Origin of the sequence: Colwellia demingiae (assembly GCF_007954275.1) — a bacterium.
Lineage (GTDB): Bacteria > Pseudomonadota > Gammaproteobacteria > Enterobacterales > Alteromonadaceae > Colwellia > Colwellia demingiae.
The window spans coordinates 35,981-60,495 of the sequence record NZ_VOLT01000011.1; the positions used below are offsets into that span (position 1 = coordinate 35,981).

Below are 24,515 nucleotides of genomic sequence, written 5' to 3' on the forward strand. Positions count from 1 at the left end.
AAAATCAATAATTTACAAACATGACTCAAACATCAAACATTAGTTGCTTGACCGAACTTTTCAAACTATGTCGGCTCGCGTATACCCCTAATAATGTTACCGTACTCAAAATAATAGCTAACGTAATGAACAAGATGAATAAATTTGGTTGATAAGTCAGTGAAAATTGAGATTGATAAATTAACATGCCGGTAATGTAAGTACCGGCTATCGAACCTATTGCGATGATTAATGCGGTAATTAACCATTCGATAATATTTAACTGCAAACAGGTGCTTTTTAAAAAACCAAAGCTCATAATCACGCTGTTCTTCTTCTTTTCTTTACTTTCAAGTGCATTGATTGAGGACAGAATGACAATAATGGCGAGTAAAATAATCATCACGGCAAAACCACTAATGACTTTGGTGATCATGCCTAAGATGTCATCAAATTGTTTTGTTAATTCCTGTAGGGAGACCATTCTTATTGAGGGATGATTTGTCCACAATTGGCTAAGTAGTGGCCATTGATCATCGTTGAGTTCTAAACTTGCCATATTGTATTGAGGTGCGTTGATATGTTGGATGGCTGCTTGGGGCATTTGCACCCAGAAGGTAATTGAACCCGCGCCCGATTTATATACATGACTTGCCGTAATAGTGAAGGTATAACTTTGTTGATGAATAATAAACGTAAGCTTATCTCCAAGAGACAAACCTAAATCTGTCATTACTTCTTCTTCAAGGGATATTTGTTGCCAGTTTTTAGTTTCTTTTTGCCACCATTGCCCTTGAACCAAATGGTTATTATTTGGAATAGTTTGACTCCAATGTAGTCTAATAGAGCGTGATAACGTCGCTAAGCTATCGCTGGGTTTCTCTGTAAATTTACTGAGTGCTTGGTCATTAATTTTCACTACTTTGGCATACAAGTAGGGTTTAGTTTGACGTAGACTAATATTATGGTCTTTAGACCATTGTTTGATCGCTTCCATTTCAGGCTGACTTGCTTGTGAAACCATCACATTACCGTCATGTGTTCTCTGGTATGAAACCATGGTGTCGCCTAAGTCTTTTAAAAGCATGAGCGTAAACAATAATAGAAATGTACTTAAGCCAATCCCCAGAATTTGAGTGCTTTTACTTAATAAACGCTGCTTCATCATAAATAGCGTAAAAGGGATGAGCCCTGAAAATCCTTGGGTAGCTTTCTCACCCAAGGTTAACACTGTCCAACTAATCGCTGCCATTAACAGGATAGTGATTGAAATACTGCCGACTAACATCAGGGTTAATAAACCATTATCTGAGTACTTCACTGCGACTAAAACAAGAACCACTAGGGCACATAGTTTGATGAAACCTAAAGACATGTTTTTTTGGTTTTGATGAAATAACTTCGCAACGGATGTTTGCCATAAGGTTAGCCAAACGGGCGCATGAAAGACAGCAAAGAGTAATACACAGATCGCTATCGTTTTAGCCGTAAGCCAAAGCTCTAATTGCCAAGTAATCTCGACAAATGTTTCAGATAACCAACCAAGGATCAACCAATGAAATACGCTGGATAAAATTGCCACTACCGGTATTAGTAGCAGTATATTAATGAGCCATTTAATGAGTGATAACTGTAAACCTGTTGCTTTTGTAGCACCTAAACTCATACAAACGGCTGAAAAGTACTGCTCTTTCTTCAAGTGTACTTGCGCTATTTGTTCAATAGCGATAGCGGCCATAAAGAATAAAATAATTGATGCTAAGCCTAAAAAATTCTCAGTACGTTGCCAAAATGAAGCTAACGGATGATCACCTTGTTTATGATGAATCTTCGCTGCGGGAAGTTGCGCTTGTTGCCACTCAATAAGTTGCTGTATTTGTGATTTTGATGCAGAAACTAGGTAACGATGCTGAATAAGATCTGTTGGAAACGCTAACTTTTCCATGTCATCAATGTTGACGATAGCTCGCATAGAAACATTATGTCCTTCCATCAATCTATCAGGCTCGTGAATTAACACCTTTGATACGATAAAGGTTAGCTCACCTATATTGATAGCATCACCAATCGACAGCGCTAAGCTGGCAAATAGGCGGCTATCTAACCAAATATTACCTGCATTAGGTCCACCGTTGGTAACAGTTGCAGGACTCTGCAAAGACGTTGAAGTGAGTAGTTTCCCTTGTAAGGGGTAATCACTTCCTACCGCTTTAAGTTTTGAACGTTGCCATTTACCGTTATAGGTTAACGTTGCATTAATCTGCAATGTCTTGACCACATTCTCACTCAAATGAGTTAATGAAGTGAATTGATTCGTGGTTAAGTTATCTTTTTGAGTTAAAACCGCATCGGCACCCAAAAGGTTCTGTAAATTTCCTTGCAAGTATTTTTGAATGGTATTACTTGATAACGATAACGTGACAATAAAAATCATTAAAATGGCTTGAACCCAGCGTAGTAATTGTTGATGAGGCTGACGGTATTCTTGCGCAAAGTAGTGCCAAGCCAATTGCATATGATGGTTTAACATGATGCTACCAGCCTTTCATTTGTTGAGAGGTTTTTGGTGAGGTCATGTGTGGCATTTTTTTCAGTTTGTTGATCGCCGGCGGAGTTTCTCGATGATGTTTTGGTAAGCGCTCCATCGGCAAGTGAATAAATGTTCTGCGCTTTACTAGCCAGCGCATTGCTGTGAGTCACTATGATTAAACCGGCGTTATTTTCTTGGCAGCAGGCAAATAAAATATCAGAGATTTCATTTGCATTGTGTTGGTCTAAATTACCCGTTGGCTCATCGGCAAATATAAACTTAGGTGAAAAGACTAACGCACGGGCGATTGCAACGCGTTGTTGTTCTCCACCACTTAATTGAGATGGTTTATGATCAGCTCTATCAGACAAACCTACCTTTTCTAACCAGTGTCTCGCTTTGCTTATTGCTTGTTTATCACCACGTAACTTTAAAGGTAAAGCAATGTTGTGTAGAGCAGTTAACTCAGGTAATAAATGAAATTGTTGAAAAATAAAACCAATATCTGAACGCAAGTTATCAAGTGTTGAGATGTGCTTATCATTGATAAAACTACCTTGACCAGAGCTGGGTTTTTCTAAACCTGAAAGCAGCATAAGTAAACTTGATTTACCGGCACCTGAAGGACCTGTTATGGCATAGGATTGTCCTTGGCTTATTGATAAATCGAGGTTTTCAAATAAGGTAATAGTCGGTGACTTACTTTCAGAAGTCATGTTGTTAGAAGCAAGGTTACCAAAGGATTGAGAAACGTTTTTTAATTCAATTGAACAAGGCATAAATTTGCACCACAGTAATAATTCATACTGCTATCGTATGAAGCTGCTTGTGAAACGAATGTGAAACTCAAGAAAAACTAAAGAGAATTAAAATGTAATGCTGATTTATCGAATCGAGAACTGACCAAGTTTATTGGTTTCACTTTTATTTCACACAAAGATAAATATAGTTCAGTTTTAATAACTCAAAAAACAACTCAAAAGAGTAAAAAATGAAGACGTATTACCTGAGGAAATCCTGTTTATTAATGATTTTCGTTGCATCAGCACTTACCACCCTTGCAGCGGAAAATACACCCGAGCAACTTGGCTCGTCCAAGGAAATAATAAATAGCGCTATTATAAAGTTTGAAAAGACGAAAAGAGACCGTTGGTCTTACAGCATTTCTCGCTATGAAGACGAGGAGGGCGACATAACAAGTAGTATTGAGCAATATTCCCCACAATTAAGTAAACCATGGCTCCTTAAACAAGTTAATGGCGAACAACCAACAGATAAACAAATTAAGCATTTTGCTGAAAAGAAACAAGCGCAAACAAACGTGAAAAAGCAAGGGGGTAACATTCAACTCAAGTTACGCGAGCTTATCAATCAAGAAAGCTTGTCTTTAGTCTCTACTGACGATAAATATATAGTTATGGCATTTAATGTTAATTTTAAAAAACTGGGGAAAGACTCTTTTGGTAAGATCCAAGGAGAGTTAATTTACCAAAAAGAAAAACAATTCATCGAAAAAATATTGATATGGAACAGTGCAGAGTTTTCCCCCATGTTTACTGCAAACGTTACTGACTTAGCGATAACGTTTACCTTTTTAGAGATTAACGGGGCAGTTTTAACCAAGACAAATGAAATGAAGATGAAAGGTAGTTTTGCTTATTTCACCGAAATAAATGAAACCTCTCTAGATAACTTTTCAGATTACTTATATCAAGGTAAGTAAATGCTATGTCATTTCACACTGATTTCACATGGCAATAAGTAGACTCGTTTAAAATTAACGAGGAACAGCCCATGCTAAATAAATATCCCAAAATCAAAGTGTCATTAATCAGCCTGCTGAGTTTGACTATCATACTTGTGGCTTTTGTCTTCTGGCTCCGTAGTCTCTTTCCTTCTACTACCAATCAGATAGATCTTAAGCTTACTCAACCTCAAGATCTGATTTATCTATCTCAAGGAGTAGAAGATATCCGCGGAAAAATCCTTGCCGTGGTCACCAGTACTGACATTATGGGGTCTACTGGCAAAGATACCGGTTATGAATTAACCGAATTGGCTCGCGCTTATTATGTTTTTAAAGCCAATGGCTTTGATGTTGATATTGCTAGCCCTAAGGGTGGTAAGCCACCAGTGGTGATAGATGATGATGATATGGGCAAATTTGATTTTGCTTTTCTAAATGATAAATTTGCGCAGTACAAAGTTGATAATAGCCTTGCCATTGCTGATGTTGATAAGAGCCAATATCAGGCAGTTTATTTTGTTGGCGGAAAGGGCGCGATGTTTGATTTTCCAGAAAACGCAGCGATCAAATCCATAGTGAGTGATTATTATCAATCGGGTAAGGTTGTTGGCGCTGTTTGTCATGGACCGGCTGCGTTAGTCAACGTCACTCTTGACGATGGCAGCGCTTTGTTAGCCAATAAAACAGTGGCTAGTTTTACTAACGATGAGGAGCTTTTGTTAATTCCGGATGCAAAAGAAGTCTTTCCGTTTTTGTTGCAAAATAAATTGACTGAACAAGGGGCAAACTTTGATGCGGGTCCTGTGTATTTGGGTAATTTGGTTCAAGATGGCAATTTAGTTACAGGGCAAAACCCTTGGTCTGTTTGGTTAGTTGCAGAAGCGATGATTAAACAATTAGGTTATCTCCCAGTTAAACGTCAAATCACTGCTGAAGAAAATACTATCAGTATATTAACAATCTACGAAGACGAAGGAATCGTAAAAGCTAAAGAAAAAATAACAGTATTGTTATCCAACCAAGAACAGTCATTTGATAGGATTTTACTTGCTGTTCACAGTATTGTTTATGCCATGCAATGGGAGGTAGGCAAGTCAATTGATATGTTACGTTTACTTTCTTTTGCAGATAATGATTAATTGTTATCTGCCACTTAATCTTCTGTTTTATGAAGATTAAGTGGCAGAATCAACAACATCTATTTCCGTGTATTAATCAATGTAGAAGGAATAATAAAGATCCGTTGATTGCTCAATACCACTGACAATTTCTAACCAAAATCGATTTAAAATGAACATTCTCACTGTGAGTTCGTTAATGGGTTCATATACGCCAATACCGTATTTTAAATAAACTCTATTGCCAACATAACCACTAACCGTTGCTTGAATTTGATCGCCTTCACCTTCAGTATCAACTGCTATATTACTAATCAGTGGTATTTTTTCTATTTGGTCAAATAATCCAGCGCTATTGGTCGCGCCAAAGCCAACCAATAAACTGGCTGCAACGGTACTTTTTTCTGCCCCTGCATCTAAACCTCTTCCTCTGACTAGATAAGATAAAATTTCAGGCATTTCCATTGTTGGGGTTGAGAAAAGCTCCATATTTAATGCGTTGGCTAATCCGGTTACCCGAATGCCGACATCAATATCCTCAGATTTAATGTGTCTACTGGCACGTAGATTAAAATAAGGATTATCCATTGGCCCGTTGAAGGTGAACTCTCCTTTTTCTATTTTAAGTTTTTGACCATACGCTTGAAAAGTACCATCAGACGATTGTATATTGCCAAACAGCTGGAACGGATTTTTCTCTTGTTGGCTAATTTGCAATTGACCGAATAAGTGGCTTGATAATCCTTGGCCTGATATTTCAAAGGCGGGTTTGATATTAACGCTGATGTCAGTTTTTATATCAAAACCAGAAGATTTTTTGACAACCGCTTTGCCATATTGATCAAGAATAATAACATCATCACTCAATGAAACGCTGCTTTCAGGCAGTTTCTCAATATTAAACGTACCGTCGACAACGTCAATATTTCCACTAATGGTTAATGCTTTTTCTACCAGTGAAAAATTTAACGTGGGTGAAATGCTCATCACTAATTGTGGAGGAAAAACTAACGGCAACGCGTCGCCTGTTAAATCTACATTCATCGACAAACTATTTTGCCATGATATATTTCCCTGTACTTTTGCCTGTTTATCGGCGAGATAGAAGTCAGCGTCCAGTGTTGCGTGATTATTGTTAATGATGACTGAGGAGGATATATTTTCTAGGGTGTTGGCATTTTGTAGTAATCGAAATTTTCCTTTAGTTAGTGCTATATCACCATTAAACAAAGGAGAGCCAAGTGTGCCATCAATCGATATATCTGCTGTTACTTTACCTTGTAAAGTAATCACGTCTGTTAAAATGCCTTGGAAAGGTAATAAATTTATTTGATTCAATGATATTTGTGCATTTACCGTGGAATCAGTAAAAGAAGAGTCGGCTTCGGAATTACTAACCAAACTATCATCAATAAAACGATCGTCAATGAAATCAACGGTTGTATTAACCTCTACTAAGGGGAGGTTATTAGTCGCGATTAACGCTAACGTACTCGTTAATTGCTTTTCATCAACAGTCAAAGCAAACAAACCTTGCGACCACTGTGACAACACATGCTCGCCAAAATCATCACTCACTTTTAAATAACCCGGCGACATGTCAAAGCGCGCCTTTGCTGCGATAGGTTGCTGGGGAGACCATTTGATCTGGATATCACTGTCAATTTCACTAATTATTTCAGTGTCTTTTGGTAAGAATAATTCGTCAATGGCAGCAAGATCAATCTTCAATTTAAGGGCAACATCACCAGCACTACCAAGGTTCACTTGATGCGGCAAACAAAGACCAAACCCTTCACCTTGCCAACAATGACTTGCTACCATACTTTCTTGTTTGGTTAAATCGAAATTAACATCGAAATCTTTATCATTTTCAAGGGTAATATTTTTATAGGTTAATGCACTTTGCTCAATAATACTTTGCCATAGAGTAAATTCCTCATCCCAATGACCAGACAGGGCAATTGCACCTGCAAAATCACCTAACCACTGAGCTTTTACATGATGATCACTCGCATTGCCTGTTACATCAAATAGGATGTTTTCAATACGATAACGTGTAGATTCGTTGACCCAATCCAATTGCTTATTCTTTACTGCTAATTGGATGTCGTGATCACTCAATGGTTGATAGCTCGCTTCAATTGCTAACGAATCACTATACCATTGTTGAAAATTTAACTGGGTTAACTGACTTTGTAGGTTAACCGTAGGATTGTCTTGCGCTCCAGTAATTGAAAAATCACTAGAAATGCTGCCAGTTATCTCTTGATGCCACTGGTTAATATTGTCTACCGTTAATTTCCCCTTAATATCCCAAAAATCGCTATCCGAGGCTTGCAGTGTTAAGGCACTATTATTGAAGTCGATAAACAGTTTACCTGGTTGTAAATTACCTAATTGATTTAAACCAATATCTGCTTTGATGATTAAGTCTAGTGTATTTATATTTCCTGAAATGTCGGTATCATTCAGCGAGACAGACCATGATTTTTCTGACCATGCACCATGACTGTTGATGCTGCCTTGTAATCTGCCAGTAATTAAATCAGGTAGGTTCTCTGTCAACACATCTACTTGTTCTTTACTTGTGCCTAACTTTGATAAAGCCGGTATGTTTATTTCAGGCAAGGTAAAACCAGTTGATTGAGCTGATAACTGCCAACTAATATGGTCGGGTACTAAACCTATATCACCGGCTAAATGTAATTGGCTTACTGAATCTTCATCGTTAAAAATAAACTCATCAATAGTAGCGTGATTATTAAGGTAGCTCGCTTTGAGTTTCACTTTTGCATTGTTATAGCCATAACCTTTAATCTGACTGCTTAAATCCATCGTTTGTTCTTTTACATTACCCGAGAGTGATAACAACAATGAGGAATATTCACCATACTCAGTTAATGATAAAGGTGTTGGGATTTTCTGAGCGTCCATGGTTAGATTAAACGGCATGGCTTCATCAATGAAGTTAATATTACCTTGGCTTTTAAGCGCTAAGTTACCTTTGCTGATCACATCAAATGTTAAATCTTCAAATGAGCCTTGTATTGATAATTGTTGAGTACTGTTATCAATTTCTGACCACCATGCCACCTTGTGCAGTTGGCTCTCTAATTGAGTTGTAAGCTGGTAGGGCGGTAGTAGCTTTGCCTCAGCAGTTAATTGGTTGATAGAGAACGCTGATGTGGTGGTTTTAAATTGGCTGATATTTACATCGGTATTAATCCAAGTAGCGCTTAGTTGATTATTGCTTGAAAGCCAAAGTGAATAATTTTTTTGGTCATTGTCTTTTGAAGTATTATGTTTTGGCTGAACCTTAGTGTTTACAGTCAAAGTGTCTACAGCCAACGTCTCAAGTTGTAATTGGTCAATATTCAGCGAAATAGGTAGATTAATTTCCGGTAACTGAGTAAAAGTATTATTAACTAATGAAGTTGTACTCTGTTTGGTAACAGGCGTTGTTTGTTCTTCTCCAACGAGTAATAACGTCAGCTGCTTTGCTCTGGGTTGTAAGAAGTTAAACTCACTTTTACTGATCGACAATTGTGTAATAAATTGCTCAATTGTGATCTCAGTATCATTGATAACTATCAGACTTTCTTTAAGCTCAACAGAATCAGCGTTAATTGAAAAGGGCATTTCAAAAAGTTGAGATGCGGTATTATTTACTGATGAAACTTGCTCCTCACTCTCATCGTCAGACAAGTAACGTAAAGAGAAATAGTCAGCTTTTGCTGATTTAATACATAAGGTTTTATTCCAGACACAAGCAAAGTTAATCTCAGTTGATAAGCCATTTACCCTAATATCAAGGTTATCTAACTGCAACTGAAATGAGTTTAATCGAACATCTCGTACTAAAGCTCCGCTGTTATAGTCAATCGTAACACCATCAATATTATTGAGTAATGTTAAGGTGATATTTGTGCCCCAAGGAGTAGTAACGAGTACGGTGATAAAGCAAAGTGATATTGCCAAGTACTTAGATACCACTAAACTAATTCTGCGCCACATCATAACTCAGCACCTAAACTAATATGAATACGCCCATTCTTCTTATCGCCGTCAATACCATAAGCGTAATCAAATTTAACTGCGCCAACAGGCGTCAGGTAATGTATACCTGAGCCAAATGAATAGACCGGATTAAATTCACCCTTATTTGTCACACTGCCGCCATCGGAAAAAAAGGCTATACGCCATTTATTGGTAAGATAATATTGATATTCAATGCTTGCTACCATCAACCGAGTACCGCCAACGACCACTTGAGTAGAGTTTTCAGGGTCAGATGATGAAGGCACGGTAGAACCAATGGACTGATAGGAAAATCCACGAATACTCTGATCCCCACCAGCATAAAATCGTAATGAAGGGGCTAATTCGGCGTCTCTATCAATGTAAATAGCGCCTAATTCCGCGCGGGTAACTAAACGATGCTTTGGTTTTAACGTAGTAATGTAATTCCATCGTCCGTGAATTCTAAAAAAGCTATTGTCAGAACCTGCTTTTAAGTGCGCTCCTTCTATATTATATATTTGTCTAAAGCCCGAACTTGGATCCAAAGCAGAGCCTGAACGAATGGTTCTAGACCAAATAATACCGGGGATAATGTATTGAACATTGTCCTTATCAGACCAATCAATATTAGGCTTGACTTCGTCCAAGTTATACTCCCATGCTTCCTGATGAAATCGGGTATAGATTTGTCTATTCCAGTCATCCTTGCTGAGCACCCGACCGATTTGAGCAGAATAAACTTTTGACGTTAAATCAGGGTATTCATCATCTTCGACCGTAATTTTAAATTGTAGGAGGTCTTCAGTCGGGTGACCTAACGGGATACTGTAAATAAAGTTACCAGTAGGATTGATCGAGGAGTATTCAATTTTTGTTTCTTGAAAGTGGCCATATTTATTGATAAGCGGTGTACGCCAGCCAGCGGAAAGGCGAAACTTAGTATCGGTGGCATAACCTATACCAAAATCAAATTGATGACTTTTTGCAGGGGTCAGCGTCACATTAATAGGAATGGTGTAATCATCATTTACTTTATCTTCAGCTTTCTCGGCAGGCAGTGCCTGCACGTTACTAAAGTACTGAGTCGATTGAAGTTGTTGCTGTAATTTATGAAAATCATGGGTATTATAAAAATCCCCCTTATTGAAAGGGATCATACTCTCTAATAACTGAGGTTTTAGATCAAAATCATTGAAATTTACCTCACCAAAGCGATACCTTGGACCACTTTTATAAGTAATGTTGATGTTTGCATAATGATAACCTTGTTTGATGGTTATATTACTGTCTACTAAGCTCCCGTTAAAGTAACCACGTTGAAGCGCTAAGGACAATAAGTCAGATTTTATAGTTTCATATTTACCGTGATGAAGTTTATCGCCATGGTGAATGTCCATATCATTAAGTAAGGTAATAAAAGCCGGATCGTTTTGCGCAGCGCCTGTTATATTGACCTTGATATTATCAAGTAAGGTTGGCTCGTTTAATTTGATTATCAGTAGTAGTTTCCAGGGATCTTTTTCAACAGCAACTTCAATGTCTGCTTGGTAATAACCTAATGAATTTAGAGCCTTGAAGGAATTTTCTTTGGCAGAATAGATAAATGCAGAGCGTTCTAAATCAGATTCAGGCAAAGTACCTAAATATGAATAGATGTTTTTTTCAACTGCCTTTGCTAGTTCGCCATCAAGAGTCACCGTTAAATTGCTTGCAAAAGCGACATCGGTGAAAAATAAAGACAAGAACGATACGGCTAACAGTCTGATTTTTGGTTTAAAAATCCTTGATAGAGTGTCGAGATAATGTGGAATGTTCAAAGTCATTGAAAAGACGTTATTCCTGAAGAATTTAATACTGAAAGAATGGTAAATTTTACGCTATAAATGTCATTCTGACTATGGGAATAAGAAAACGCCCGGTGTTGCCATAAAGTGTTTTTAAAGACTGTACTAAAATCAAGTTTCCATCAATTAGTTGTTAAAAAGCAAATTGCAGATAAACCGTGTTGTAATTACTGCCCCCTTTAATACGACCAAATTGTGAAGCCGATTCAAATATAGAAGAGCGATGGTGAATGCCATAACCAAGCCAAGTAGCTTTTAAGGCATGAACATTAAAAATATCACCTAAATTTATATCTATAGAAAAATCTATTGCGTTCATAAGTTTACTTGGACTATAACCTTTTTCTTCCATCTCAGTTCTCTCAATATAAGTTACATCAGAGATATATGATAACCCTTCGGCAAAACCTACGCGCCATCGGACCGGCCAATGGATGGTGTAGAAAGCTTTGATTCCAATTTGATATTCTTGTTCGCTATCTTGAACATCAGATTTCCAGTGCCAAGCCAAACCGGTTATTAGATACAATTCAATGGGTAAACTAAATAATTCATCGGTTAGCGGTAAACCATAGAAAACAGAAGTGAGTTGGTTGTTAAATTCGTCTTTTTCAGTATCGCCCGCGAGAATATCGCCAATATTTGATGGGGTTGCCCAGCCGTGTGCAACGCGCAGGTAACTACCATTATTGAGTGTATTTTTTTTACTTTTAGTTTTATCATTAAAAAACGCAACCCCGAGATAAGCCTCACTTTGCCAGCGCTTATCAACAATAGTACTTTGATAAGCATTATTATCTAATCCAGTTAGACCAAGTGAACCGATGAAGTATAAGTTTGAAATTACATGGTATCTTGATTCAATAGTTGCGTTTACATCAATACCCGCACCAATGCGTTCATCTGTTAATTCACTCAAGGCATAATAATAACTATTAAACTCAGCACTTTTATACCGCGCTGAAATCTTCGGCATAAATTCCCAGCTATCGTATTGAAAGTACCAGCTACTGCTGAAGTTAGCATACGGTTTACCGTCAAGATCACTAAAGATTTCCACATCAAAATGGTGCTTGTCACTGGTGTTTTTACGCCATTGAAAACCAAAATCAAAGGTATCTGCTTGTGTTTCATTTTGGTATTCAGTAGGAATATCGACAAAGCGCAGACGTCCTAGGGCATTAAGTTCCCAATCCGCTCTTTTTAACAAGTGACCACCACCCTCAATGCCGCGTAGAAAAAAAGTATCACCTTCATAAAACATCATAGGTACGATACTGTTAACCTTATCGTCCTCGGCAGCAAATGGAATGTTCGCACTCCTAACCAGTAATCCTAAACCCCATGGTTTTTCTTCAGCATTAGATTTAGCAAATATATTCATACTGAATGACAATAAAATTAATGAGATGATTAAGCGCATAATTACTTCTCTAAAATCAATGGGGTTTACACCATTTATGTTAGCAGTATAGTGAGAACCCGTTTGAATTAATGTGAAGTAAGTCACATCAGCACTCGCTAACTCATATTATATTTAGTTCTTTTTGTATGCTATCGCTAAAGTTAGCTAACAATTTTTAATTAACATTAGCCCTATTGGGGCAAAATAATTTACCTAGGAGCAACAATGTCATTGATCGCGAATACACCTAAACCTCCATACTTTGCTGTTATTTTCACTTCTACACGGACTGAAGGGGATAATGGTTATGGTGAAATGGCCAATAGAATGGTTGAACTAGCACAGCAGCAATCAGGATTTTTGGGGGTGGAATCAGCAAGAGAAGAGGTTGGTATCACAGTATCTTATTGGGCAGATCTTGATTCCATTAAAGTTTGGAAGGCGAACTCTGAACATTTAGCAGCTCAAAAGACAGGTCGAGAGGCCTGGTATGATTCTTTTAAAGTGCGTATTTCAAAAGTAGAACGAGATTACGGTATTTAAGTGGTAAATTATTTCAATGAATAAACCATTCTGTTATGAACTATATTTTTGTTTAAAAGTGATTAACAATATTTTAAACTGAAGAAATTCAGTGAGTTGTTTTCTTCGGTGGACGTTACCGTTATAAGGAGTATCTAATCATTAAGTCTTTATGGATTGTTATATTTATAACTGTTTTGATTTGGTCGGGAATATCCCCTAAAGATCAGTTCACTTGGTTTCTTGAAGTACTCCCTGCGTTAATAGCTGGGGTTTTATTACTGGTAACGTACAATTCGTTTCGACTTACTTCAATGCTATATTTCTTCATCTTATTACATTGCATTGTGTTAATGATTGGCGGTCATTATACCTACGCTGAAGTGCCTTTTTTTGATGGATTATTCGGTGCGGAACGTAATAATTACGACAAAGTTGGCCATTTATTCCAAGGTTTTGTGCCTGCGTTATTAGCGAGAGAAATCTTAATCCGTAAAAATGTCGTCAATGGTAACGTTTGGCGAAATGTTATTATTGTTTCTATTTGTTTAGCATTCAGTGCTTTCTATGAATTAATTGAATGGTGGGTTGCGTTGATGTCTGGCGAAGATGCTGAAGCCTTTTTAGGAACACAAGGTTATGTGTGGGATACTCAGTCAGATATGGGCTTAGCTTTGTTAGGTGCCATTTTTTCATTACTGTTATTATCAAAAATTCATAATCGCCAATTAAAAAAAGTAACCGGCAATTAAATTGAGACTGCTAGTAGATACATAGTAGTGTATTAGTAGTAATTCAGTTTTATTGTTTTCTATATTTAATGATCAATTTTTTCCCTTTATTAAGATTATGCGCTTAAGGAATTACTCATATGCCTCATGTAGAAATTAAATATTCTGATAATTTAGAGTTCGATACGAATAAAATCTTTAATGCTGTAGAAGAGGTCATCAATAAAAAAGACATGAGTGCAGGCGAATGCAAATCAAGAGCATATCCTTGCTCTCAATATAAATACTCTCATATGCTTGTTACCGTCTCTTTATTAACAAAGCCGCACCGAGATAAAGCATTTACGCAGATGTTAAGTGCTGAAATAGAGAAGGTAATAAAAGCTCACTTGAAACAAAGCTTATATTTTTCGTTAAACATTGAATACAGTTTGAATTACTACACTACAAATGTTCATAGTGTTGAAGGAGACAGCCTCCAGTGTATGGCTGACAACGTAACCAGTTAAATTCCAACCATTACCTGCCTTTAAATGGCCGCTTTACTTCAATACGGATGAGCACATGTATTTATTACTAACCGTTATCGTTTCAACCTTAGTAGCTGGTTTAGCTATGCCTTTAGGTGCTGCCATTGCACACTTTGAAAGTATCAAAGAAAAATGGATTGAAGAAGAATTTAGGCACAGTGTCATGGCGTTTGGGGGCGGGGCGTTATTGTCAGCTGTTGCGCTAGTTTTGGTACCTGAAGGCATGGCTACGCTTGATCCATTATCGGTATGTTTTTGGTTTATCGTCGGGGGACTTAGTTTTATGTTCCTTGATATTTATCTTAAAAAAATTGATACCCCAGCGAGTCAACTTGCAGCAATGCTCTCAGACTTTATTCCAGAATCAATTGCGTTGGGCGCGGCATTTGCTACGGGAGATAGTAGCGCTTATTTACTTGCTGGATTAATTGCACTTCAAAACGTGCCTGAGGGCTTTAGCGCTTATCGAGAATTGAGTACTACAGCGGTTTATAAACCGAGAAAAATCATCATTATGTTTACGTTAATGGCGTTACTTGGCCCAATTTCTGGTATCTCTGGCTATTTATGGTTATCAGATTACCCAGCAGTCATTGCAGCGATCATGCTTTTTGCCTCAGGCGGTATTCTCTATTCTATCTTCCAAGATTTAGCTCCTCAAGTGAAACTAGAAAAACACTGGGCTCCACCAATGGGCGCAGTACTAGGCTTTGTGCTTGGCATGCTTGGATTTATGTTTACAACATAATGAGCACTTATTAGTGTTGGTTGTATTTCGTTACTTAAAAAGGTTAACAGATGTCTGAAGTCATTATTTATTATCTTGAAATGAACACTCTAAATGAAGTAAACCCCAAGCCGGATGTTCGAGGTTTAACCGTTACAGAAGTTGAAATTAAGAATTTTCGGTTCAATCGTTTTCTATATCAATATGTGGGAGAGCCATGGGAATGGACTGATAAACTTTCCCATAGTGATGATTCATGGAAAACTTATGCTGAGAGTCCAATGGTCAGTACTTATGTAGCCTATTATCGAGGAGCTATTGCAGGCTATTTTGAACTACAAAATACTTCATCAGGTGATGTGGAAATCATGTACTTTGGCTTGGCAAAAGACTTTATTGGCAAAGGTTTTGGCGGCTATTTTCTGACTTGTGCCATTAAATCAGCATGGTCACTGCCTGATGTAAAACGTGTTTGGTTGCATACCTGTAGCCTTGACCACCAGAGTGCTTTGCAAAATTATAAAGCGCGTGGTTTTAAAATCTATAAAGAAGAAGTTGATGCTGACTAGTATGTGACATAAAGTGGGGTGGTCGCGTTATAAGGACTGATAAGCATTATTTAGTGCTTACCAGAAATGTCTACAACGGGGTGACAGTAGTCACTTTTCAGGTTATTTGATGATTCAATTGGTTACTTTGATGTGAACAACCTTTTTATTAAAAGGTTGTTCACTGCACTAAGTGGTAGCTAGCAGAGATGATCACTATCCTTCCGCTTCTCGCTGAAATTAGCCATAAAATGGACTTTAAGAGTTTTCTTTATCCAGCAACTCCATTAATCCAACTAGTGCTGCGAAAAGCACAGACCCTACAGGCCAAACAATCCAAGTTACACCCCAATCCATAGTCCATAAGCTCCAGCCAAGATATATGGCAACTAATAAAGGCCAGTAGAAAGCTGCAAGCTTCTCTGCACGTTTTGTATGTTTACTTTTTTCTGTCTCTGTACAACTGTCTTTCAGAATATTGTTATAGGCGCCATATTCAGCTGAAACAGGAGCCACAATGTATATTCCTGTTGCTATTATGAGGAGCAGCACAATTAACATCATTAAAATTATATCTGACCCACCGAAAAACATGCTGACAAATATCAGCGGTACAGAGCTGACGATGAACATGGATATACCAACAGATAATCGTAGATTATAGGTATTTCTGAATTTTTGTAATTTTTCTTTAAAAACGCTGTGCACACCATAGGCTAATTCAAATGTCTCATTTTCTATCACAGAGATATCACTCTCATATTGGTTGGTTCTAATAAAAAAGCTTATAGCAATAGAGACCATGACTAATATGCATACAACTCCTATCGCTGCGGCAACATCGCTTGTCAGATTTAATTTATTTGTTTCAGCCATTGCCAAAAAGAAAAAGAGTGGTACAACTGAGCATACACAAAGTACAACCCCCTTGGTGACTAAACTAGCCACTTCTACCTTATTCTCAATATACTTTAATGATTGTTCTAAGGTAATTTGGGTTATACCAGACTCAATAGCCTCCTTGAGGGAATCAAATGCTTCAATATCATCCTTTAGTAGAAAGTCAGTTGAAACGTCAAAAATTTCCGCTAACGTAATTATTCTATTTAAATCAGGTATGCTGTTAGCACTTTCCCATTTAGAGACTGACTGCCTGGAAACATTCATTTTTTCAGCCAGTTCTTCCTGCGACCAGCCACACTGTTTTCTTAATCTGATAATCTTATCTGCTAATATCACAAAGTTTATTCCTTCATCTGTTGTTGAGCGGTAAGCTTAGGAAATCAGGCAGTTGCAGACCAGCAAGTCCAGTTGTTAATTTGTCAACCAGCGGTTGCAATGCAGACTATTTAGTTAAATCCACCTATTTATTCGGTGCTAGAAAGTGAATTTTTTCATTTGAAAAGTCTAATCTAATCATAATCTCAAACCACTAATAAACTGTCAACTTCCACACTATTTATGCCAAACGGGTCAATAAATCAGTTCATTTAGTCGTATCTTGAGTTAGCTATCGTGTTTACATCGGTAGCTTTCTTAGAACTTAAATGAGTAGTAAATATTTCCTGTTAAAATATTGTTATTAGACTGGTCTTTATTAGGTTAATTATTTACTTTTTTACGTTTAATATTCAGTTTAGTCATCTGATTGTTAGTAAAGTTAGGGGATATTTTATTAATATCAATATTGATTTTACCTAATCCAGGACAGAGTGTTCTATTGACATCAGTTTCTTCAATCATATTTTTCTTTTAAGTAAATCATTAATAAAAAGCATCTTTTTTGCTTTTGTAACACTTTAAATGTTTTTAATAGTGAAATAAATATCGAACAGCCTGCATTAAATACTGGTTGATATGCACTGTTTTATCATCGATGTTAATTTCATTTTGATTATTTATGCTATTCATAATAAGCTGACTCTGCTTTGATATTTTGACTTGTGGCAAAGTTACGTATTTTCGCGTAGTTTTTGGCGAATAATACAGCGTTAATTGTTGTTATTAATAGCTCAATAAAGGCACTGCAACTAATCGAGTTCTCGCATAAAGCGTTTTGGTTGCAAATAAAAGTAGGCCATCACAATGTCGCCTCACGGTATGTGAAAAATTCAAACAGAATTATTAAGTGATGAATTATTTTCCATACGGACATTAAACAGACAAAATATAGTTGGTTTTTTCTCAGTTCAATATTATAACCAACTATTTATAGCCCTTTAGACTGGCATTTTGTTGTTAAATACAAATACGAATTTAAACTTAACCATGGAAAGAAACGTAATGAAACTAGAATCAATAGCGTTACACGAAGGCTATAAATCCGAAGATACAACGAAAGCGGCTGCAGTTCCTATTTACCAAACAACTTCTTATACCTTTGATGATACTCAGCACGGTGCAGATTTATTTGACCTGAAAGTGCAGGGTAATATCTATACACGCATTATGAATCCTACCACTGATGTATTGGAAAAACGTATAGCGGCAATGGAAGGTGGTATAGGCGCTGTTTGTGTTGCTTCAGGTATGGCTGCAATTACTTACGCATTGCAGTGTATTTGTGAAACGGGTGATAATATTGTTAGTACTAGTGAGCTTTATGGCGGTACTTATAACCTATTCGCCCATGCATTACCTAAGCAAGGTATTGAATCTCGCATGGTTAAACATGATGATTTCGAAGGATTTGAGAAATCAATTGATGAAAAGACTAAAGCCATCTTTTGTGAGTCTATCGGTAACCCTGCCGGTAATGTAGTAGACATTTCTCGCTTGGCAGAGATTGCTCATAAACATGGTGTGCCGTTAATCGTAGATAATACAGTGGCTACACCTTACTTATGTCGTCCGTTTGAATTAGGTGCTGATATTGTTGTGCATTCACTCACTAAGTATATTGGTGGTCATGGTACTTCAATTGGTGGTGTAATCATCGATTCTGGTAAGTTCGATTGGGTAGCCAATAAAGAACGTTTCCCTGTACTTAATGAGCCTGATCCTGCTTACCATGGCGTGGTATACACAGAAGCGTTAGGCGCTGCAGCTTACATAGGTCGCTGTCGTGTAGGGCCATTAAGAAATACGGGCGCTGCAATATCGCCAATGAATTCTTTTCAAATTTTACAAGGTCTTGAAACGCTTGGTTTACGTATGGATCGCCATTGCGAGAATGCGGAAAAACTTGCTGCATATCTTCAACAGCATAGTAAAGTTGAGTGGGTTAATTATGCTGCATTACCTGAAAGCCCTTATCGTGCGAACTGCGAAAAGATCACTTCAGGTAAAGCTTCTGGCATTTTAAGTTTTGGTATTACTGGCGGAATTGAATCAGGCACCAAATTTATTGATGCGCTTGAAATGATACTTCGCCTAGTAAATATAGGTGATGCAAAATCTCTTGCTTGTCATCCTGCTTCTACAACGCATAGACAATTAAACGAAAAAGAACTTGCTGCTGCAGGAGTCAGCTCTGATTTGATCAGAATATCTGTTGGTATCGAGCACATCGACGATATTATTGCTGATGTTAGCCAAGCCTTAGATAAAGTATAACAACAAGCAAAAATGACGCGTTAATGCGCGTCTTTTTTGTACGTTTGGCTACTATTACATGACATTTTCAATCGATATTACTCAATGAATCTTATAGACAGATATCTTGTTACGTCACTCATTATATGGGTTGTTGCCACGATAGAATCTATTGGTGGCCTTGCTGGATTTTGGTCTATTACCGGAAATGAGCGTTTTGTTATCCTGTCTATTGAAAGCGCAGTGCTGTTTGCTCTTCTGGCAAATTGTTATGCCATGAAAAATTGGGTATATCGTCATTCCACAGAAACATCACATCGGGTTATCGCCTGGATTACTCTTGTTGCTTTAGCTTTGTGTGTTTGTGGAGATGTGGTTAATTTTAATTTACCGCAGACATACTATCGCTATGGCGGCATTGTAAAGCATGATTATCTTGCTGATTCAGTTACTTTCTTTGGTCCAGGTTACGCTTTATTTCTTACGGTTGCTTGCTGGCTTGTTATCGCCAATGACATCAAACCCAAAATACTGTTTATTTGGGGGGGTATCGGATCTTTAGTGGGCGTAGCATCCTTTTATTCTATGCATCTGTCAGGTACTGGATCACACGTTTCCATTGTAACGGGTAGTTATGCTGTGCTCATTACGCTTGTCGGTATAAGTGGATTCATCTTATTCACTGCGTTTCGTAACTCAGTGATAAAACTTGGCGTTTGTCTTGTTTCAATTGGCCTTGTGTTAGCTGCGGTTGCTGATGGGGTTATTGGCCAGTTTTGGATTTACGGCAATGGTGGGGAAGGCTTCTTTCCTGAAGCGAAATATGTAAATTGGTCACTCTATATTGGCTCACAGTGTTTACTAATTCATATAGGCCGTCTTGCAGTTTGGCGTAAAAAGGGCTGCTATAACTCAGTCTCCTAACCACAGTTTTTTAGACATTATCGTGGTGTTATGAACAAAAAATATTTCTACACCACAATATTAATGTAGCAATCAATGGTGAAATAGTTATTAACTCTATGGTATCGTTGGTGACTTAAGTTATTGCTATTACTTAGGTAAGCGTAAAGCGTCTACACCTAAAATAACCACGATAATGGGTGAGTTGTAACTGACTCAATGTTATAACAAACAATTTTTAGCCCATTCTTTGGGTGTTATAGATTATACAGCTACTCGGTGTATCTATATTTTAACGAGGAGAGAGACAATGTTTAGTCATGTTATGATTGGTGCAAATGATATACAAGAATCAAAGGTTTTCTATGATGCCATCCTTGGCGCTATGGGATACGAAACCGGTGTAATTGATGAAAAAGGTCGCTGCTTTTATTTTACTGACAGTGGTATTTTTGCGCTGAGTAAACCCATAGATGGAAAACCAGCATGTAATGGAAATGGTACTACTATTGGTTTTTCCGCGGTAAGCCCGGCTATTGCTGATGCATGGCATGCAGCTGGTATCGCTAATGGCGGTACAACTTGTGAAGATCTTCCTGGGCCGCGTGATGGTGCAATTGGTAAGCTTTATCTAGCGTATTTACGCGATCCATCAGACAACAAAATTTGTGCGCTTCATCGTCTAGCTTAATATTTAAAAAACCTGACCATTTAAGCTAAGTTCACGGTCATGAAAATGAGTTTTGTTAACCGTGAAATAGCTTATTAATAAGCTCATGCGAACAGTAACTATAACTATAACTTTGTAGACAAACACAGTCAGATTTTTACATTGTTATGGTTATTGCTTTTCTCAAGTAGGTTTACTCTATTCTACTTCATGTGCTTTCATTCAAAAACGCCACAAGCCTTAAATATTAGCGTGTAAACGCTCTAATAATTCTCTAACCCATGCCCTAAATAGTGCGTTATTATAAGCACGGTTATCAACTATTCAGTTGTGTACAAGATGAACCTCTCATAAGTTGGCTAATTTCTGCCTACTACCTATTTTTAGCTAACATTTTTTACCCATTAATAAGGGTGTTATCAGTTTTGGAGTGTCACTGCGTGAAGAGTATTGATCTATTTGTAAAAAATTGGGGGACTAAACATACGATGGTTCCGATTGACAAACATGATATTGAAGCACTTGAAACAGAATTAAATGCCTATTTACCCGACTCATATAAATATTTAATATCGACTTATGGCTTGGTTCATACACCCAATGTATTAACTAAAATCGTTGATTTAAATGCTGAAATACCGGATGTTCAAGACTTTTTAAGCCTAGATGATGTATCTTCACTCTCCAAGTTATATGAAATGAGTGGTATGCCAAAAGGGCATGCTTTATTTGCTTCAGATTGTAAGGGAAATATGTTTTGTTTCAAACTTGCTGAGTGTGACAATAAGCAAGTAGATGTACCTGTATGGTTTTATAACCATGGGCTGTGCACCATTGAAAAAGTTTCCGATTCGTTTAGCCAATGGTTAGCGCAGTTCAATGAACTTGAAGGTAGTTAGGTGAATAATTCTAATATGGAAGCTGAAATAAGCTTCCGATTTCTTAGTTTAGATAAGTTTCAGGCCTATTCTTTAGTGCGAGAAATTTTAGGCTCTACCCATAAAGAAGACTTAGAAAATAAGTGTTATGTCGCTTGTGTACCGCTAACTCAGCAAAATTTTGAAGATATAAATGATTACTACGTTCGTCAACGAATTGAGATTGAAGCATGCGATATCTTTGTTTCTGTCAACTCTGACTCGGCGTCGGGTATTGTTGATATTCCGCTAATAGTGAACCGCATGCTCAAATACATTGACTGTAAATTAACATTTTCTTTTACTGTGGCGTAATGTGCTGTAAAAATTTATCCATTTAATGTGTAGTTAGTGCGCTATCAACTCGTGAAAGCTTCGCGTTTAGCGTATGCTAGCCGCCATTAAATTTTTTGTTGTAGTTTATGACCATTAAAGTAAAAAACATACCGGTTCCTGAAGTCACTTGTGCAAACTGTGAGGCATGTTGTTGTAGTTTAGAAGTTATGCTTCTTACTGAAACAGGGGTTCCTGATCGACATGTTTATGTTGATGAGTATGGTAAAGAAACCATGTTACGTTTTGATGATGGTTGGTGCTCAGCATTGGATCGAGATACCCTCATGTGTAGTATTTATGAGAACAGACCTTGGGTTTGTCGAATATTTGAGATGGGATCCGATGAATGCATAGAAGAGCGAGAAGAAAAAATGTAGTCTCTTCTGCATTATCAATCATAAAGCAGGGTTTTACCCTGCAAATTTACATTCCAACATTGATGTTGTACACATTCATTTCCTTAATGACAACATTAGTGCTTTCAATAAAAGTACGATCTGAGTACAGCTAAACTATTTACTCAGTTTTTTTCACTGTACAATAGTAAAAAATCAAGTGAGGTAAATTCACTTGTACCTATTCTGGGTGCGTTATTGCATCGTCAGTTAATCCAATAAGAGCCAAATAACTTCATGAATCCATATACAGATATAGCAGATTTAATTGCAACACTAGAGTCAGAGATTAAAACACTGACTGAAACCATCGAAACTTTGAAGCAAGAGCCACAGGGTTTTAATGAACAAATAATTTTTAAATATATTGATACTGCTAGCACAGGTAAAACAAAAGATTACGTTAGATCATTAGGCGTAAAATCTGAGCGCGGTTCACTATTTTCATCAGGTGATGTCAGCAAATTAATTAAAAGTGGTGCTGATGATATCTCTCCTGAGTTACTTGCTATAGCAAGAGACGTGGTCAGTATGAAAAAGAAAAAACGCTAAGCCTGTTTAGTCGAAAATCTCATCTTACTTATTTACCCACTTACTTAAATAATAGTAGGCATTACTCTATGAATAAACGTTTTACTTCAGTGATATCAGCACTGATTTTTGCTTCATTAAGCTTTAATACTTCACAAGCACACGCGAAATCCGATAACTTTACTGCGGAACAGTTATCGCAAGTTGCAGACATAAAAAAGCAGGCCCTTGAAAGTGACCTCGCTTGGAACTTAGTAGAGTCTTTAACGACCGAAGTAGGGCCTAGAATGCCCGGTACTCCAGGAGATAAAGCTGGTGTAGCATGGGCGGTAGCTCAGTTTAAAGCAATGGGCTTTGACAAAGTATGGACCGAGCCAGCTACTTTTCCTAAATGGATTCGTTACTCTGAATCGGCGGCTGTTGTTAGTCCAGCACCGCAAACACTTCATATAACCGCGCTAGGTAATAGTATTAGTACACCTAAAGAGGGTATTGAAGCTCAAGTAATTGAATTTGAAAACTTAGCTGAATTAGAAAATGCTGCTGACAATGCTGCTAAAGGTAAAATCGTTTTTATTAACTACCGTATGGATCGTGACCGGGATGGCAATGGTTACGGACCTGCGGTTAAAGCACGAAGTCGTGGTGCAGTAGTCGCCGCACAAAAAGGCGCTGTAGGTTATGTAATGCGTTCAGTAAGTACTGCAACTCATCGTTTTGCTCATACTGGTGGTAGTCATTATGAAGAAGGGGTAACTAAAATTGTTTCTTCAGCTATATCAAATGCAGATGCTGATCAATTACATCGTTTAGTCGCATTAGGAAAACCAGTAACGATCAATATTAATGTGCAAGCGAAATCAATGGGTGAGGGCACTTCTTACAACGTTATTGGTGAGTTTACCGGTAGTGAATTCCCTAATGAACATGTACTGATTGGTGGTCATTTAGATTCTTGGGATCTAGGTACTGGTGCATTAGACGATGGCGCAGGTATTGCTATTACAATGGCTGCAGCAAAATTCGCCACCTTAAAAGGTCAGCCTAAACGTAGTATTCGAGTAGTATTATTTGCTGCAGAAGAATTTGGTTTATGGGGCGCTAAAGCTTATGCAAAAGCAAATGAAAAAACGCTTTCAAATATTGTAGCGGCAGCAGAGTCTGATTTTGGTGCAGATAAAATCTGGGCTTTTGAATCTAATGTTCATGCTAGCTCATTACCTTTGGTAAGCGAAATTGCTGCTATGTTAAAACCGTTAAATGTTGAGTACATCGCTAATAACTCTGCGCGAAACGGACCAGACCTTATTCCACTGAGACCGTTTAAGGTTCCTGCTTTTGCTTTATCGCAAGATGGTACCGATTATTTTGATTATCATCACACCGCAGATGATACGCTTGATAAAATAGATCCTGCAAAATTACGTCACAATGTTGCAAGCTATGCAATATTTGCCTACATGGCAGCAAATGCTAAAACACGTATTATTGGTAAATAACTGAACTGAAAATATAAAACATTTGA

General features: G+C 37.5%; 22 protein-coding genes. 15 read left to right on the top strand and 7 right to left on the bottom strand.

What is annotated here, in order from left to right; all coding sequences use genetic code 11:
* Positions 1-25: 25 nt before the first annotated feature.
* Together ESZ36_RS18195 and ESZ36_RS18200 are read right to left on the bottom strand one after the other, a co-directional pair.
* Positions 26-2,509 carry an ABC transporter permease gene (locus ESZ36_RS18195; protein ID WP_146790501.1) on the bottom strand — a complete coding sequence of 828 codons (2,484 nt, stop codon included), beginning with the start codon at positions 2,507-2,509 and terminating at the stop codon, positions 26-28.
* A complete protein-coding gene (locus ESZ36_RS18200; protein ID WP_146790503.1) occupies positions 2,503-3,288 on the bottom strand; it encodes an ABC transporter ATP-binding protein in 786 nt (261 codons plus the stop codon). Before ESZ36_RS18200 ends, ESZ36_RS18195 begins: the two co-directional genes overlap by 7 nt.
* A 248-nt stretch (positions 3,289-3,536) precedes the next feature.
* Here ESZ36_RS18200 and ESZ36_RS18205 point away from each other — a divergent pair, with 248 nt between their 5' ends.
* The gene (locus ESZ36_RS18205; protein WP_146790505.1) at positions 3,537-4,232 is read left to right on the top strand and encodes a hypothetical protein; all 696 of its coding nucleotides are present in this window, start codon (positions 3,537-3,539) and stop codon (positions 4,230-4,232) included.
* A gap of 71 nt (positions 4,233-4,303) precedes the next feature.
* Positions 4,304-5,395, top strand: a complete 1,092-nt coding sequence (locus ESZ36_RS18210; protein ID WP_146790507.1) for a type 1 glutamine amidotransferase domain-containing protein — start codon at positions 4,304-4,306, stop codon at positions 5,393-5,395.
* Positions 5,396-5,467: 72 nt separating this feature from the next.
* Here the strand turns inward: ESZ36_RS18210 and ESZ36_RS18215 are convergent, their stop codons facing one another.
* From ESZ36_RS18215 to ESZ36_RS18225, 3 genes are all read right to left on the bottom strand, one after another.
* A complete protein-coding gene (locus tag ESZ36_RS18215; RefSeq protein WP_146790509.1) occupies positions 5,468-9,394 on the bottom strand; it encodes a translocation/assembly module TamB domain-containing protein in 3,927 nt (1,308 codons plus the stop codon).
* Entirely contained in the window at positions 9,391-11,220 is a 1,830-nt protein-coding gene (locus ESZ36_RS18220; protein WP_146790511.1) for an autotransporter assembly complex protein TamA, read from the bottom strand. The genes ESZ36_RS18215 and ESZ36_RS18220 overlap by 4 nt, the downstream gene beginning before the upstream one ends.
* Positions 11,221-11,374: 154 nt before the next feature.
* A complete protein-coding gene (locus ESZ36_RS18225) occupies positions 11,375-12,664 on the bottom strand; it encodes a MipA/OmpV family protein (RefSeq protein ID WP_146790513.1) in 1,290 nt (429 codons plus the stop codon).
* 207 nt (positions 12,665-12,871) lie between these two features.
* Between ESZ36_RS18225 and ESZ36_RS18230 the strand changes: the two genes are divergently transcribed.
* From ESZ36_RS18230 to ESZ36_RS18250, 5 genes are all read left to right on the top strand, one after another.
* Positions 12,872-13,189: an antibiotic biosynthesis monooxygenase family protein gene (locus tag ESZ36_RS18230; RefSeq protein WP_146790515.1), complete on the top strand. Its 318-nt coding sequence runs from the start codon at positions 12,872-12,874 to the stop codon at positions 13,187-13,189.
* Positions 13,190-13,329: 140 nt separating this feature from the next.
* Entirely contained in the window at positions 13,330-13,920 is a 591-nt protein-coding gene (locus tag ESZ36_RS18235) for a DUF2238 domain-containing protein (RefSeq protein WP_146790517.1), read from the top strand.
* 119 nt (positions 13,921-14,039) lie between these two features.
* The gene (locus ESZ36_RS18240) at positions 14,040-14,408 is read left to right on the top strand and encodes a tautomerase family protein (RefSeq protein ID WP_146790519.1); all 369 of its coding nucleotides are present in this window, start codon (positions 14,040-14,042) and stop codon (positions 14,406-14,408) included.
* A gap of 55 nt (positions 14,409-14,463) precedes the next feature.
* A complete protein-coding gene (locus ESZ36_RS18245) occupies positions 14,464-15,177 on the top strand; it encodes a ZIP family metal transporter (RefSeq protein WP_146790521.1) in 714 nt (237 codons plus the stop codon).
* 50 nt (positions 15,178-15,227) lie between these two features.
* The gene (locus ESZ36_RS18250) at positions 15,228-15,725 is read left to right on the top strand and encodes a GNAT family N-acetyltransferase (RefSeq protein ID WP_146790523.1); all 498 of its coding nucleotides are present in this window, start codon (positions 15,228-15,230) and stop codon (positions 15,723-15,725) included.
* Positions 15,726-15,962: 237 nt separating this feature from the next.
* Here ESZ36_RS18250 and ESZ36_RS18255 read toward each other — a convergent pair whose 3' ends face one another.
* Together ESZ36_RS18255 and ESZ36_RS22580 are read right to left on the bottom strand one after the other, a co-directional pair.
* A complete protein-coding gene (locus ESZ36_RS18255) occupies positions 15,963-16,943 on the bottom strand; it encodes a helix-turn-helix domain-containing protein (protein ID WP_146790525.1) in 981 nt (326 codons plus the stop codon).
* A 363-nt stretch (positions 16,944-17,306) separates the two neighbouring features.
* Entirely contained in the window at positions 17,307-17,447 is a 141-nt protein-coding gene (locus ESZ36_RS22580; protein ID WP_170235881.1) for a hypothetical protein, read from the bottom strand.
* Between the two features lie 540 nt (positions 17,448-17,987).
* On the opposite strand from ESZ36_RS22580, the gene ESZ36_RS18260 reads away from it, so the two are divergent.
* From ESZ36_RS18260 to ESZ36_RS18295, 8 genes are all read left to right on the top strand, one after another.
* On the top strand, positions 17,988-19,259 hold the full coding sequence (locus ESZ36_RS18260) for an O-acetylhomoserine aminocarboxypropyltransferase/cysteine synthase family protein (protein WP_146790527.1): 1,272 nt from the start codon (positions 17,988-17,990) through the stop codon (positions 19,257-19,259).
* An 84-nt stretch (positions 19,260-19,343) separates the two neighbouring features.
* Positions 19,344-20,162, top strand: a complete 819-nt coding sequence (locus ESZ36_RS18265; RefSeq protein WP_146790529.1) for a hypothetical protein — start codon at positions 19,344-19,346, stop codon at positions 20,160-20,162.
* A 289-nt stretch (positions 20,163-20,451) separates the two neighbouring features.
* Complete coding sequence (locus ESZ36_RS18270) at positions 20,452-20,832, top strand: VOC family protein (RefSeq protein WP_146790531.1); 381 nt, start codon at positions 20,452-20,454, stop codon at positions 20,830-20,832.
* Between the two features lie 419 nt (positions 20,833-21,251).
* Positions 21,252-21,710, top strand: a complete 459-nt coding sequence (locus ESZ36_RS18275; protein WP_146790533.1) for an SMI1/KNR4 family protein — start codon at positions 21,252-21,254, stop codon at positions 21,708-21,710.
* On the top strand, positions 21,711-22,043 hold the full coding sequence (locus tag ESZ36_RS18280) for a hypothetical protein (RefSeq protein WP_246129166.1): 333 nt from the start codon (positions 21,711-21,713) through the stop codon (positions 22,041-22,043).
* A 107-nt stretch (positions 22,044-22,150) separates the two neighbouring features.
* The gene (locus ESZ36_RS18285; protein ID WP_146790535.1) at positions 22,151-22,441 is read left to right on the top strand and encodes a YkgJ family cysteine cluster protein; all 291 of its coding nucleotides are present in this window, start codon (positions 22,151-22,153) and stop codon (positions 22,439-22,441) included.
* Between the two features lie 255 nt (positions 22,442-22,696).
* Positions 22,697-23,011: a hypothetical protein gene (locus ESZ36_RS18290; protein WP_146790538.1), complete on the top strand. Its 315-nt coding sequence runs from the start codon at positions 22,697-22,699 to the stop codon at positions 23,009-23,011.
* 68 nt (positions 23,012-23,079) lie between these two features.
* Positions 23,080-24,489 carry a M28 family peptidase gene (locus ESZ36_RS18295; protein WP_246129167.1) on the top strand — a complete coding sequence of 470 codons (1,410 nt, stop codon included), beginning with the start codon at positions 23,080-23,082 and terminating at the stop codon, positions 24,487-24,489.
* Positions 24,490-24,515 lie beyond the last annotated feature (26 nt).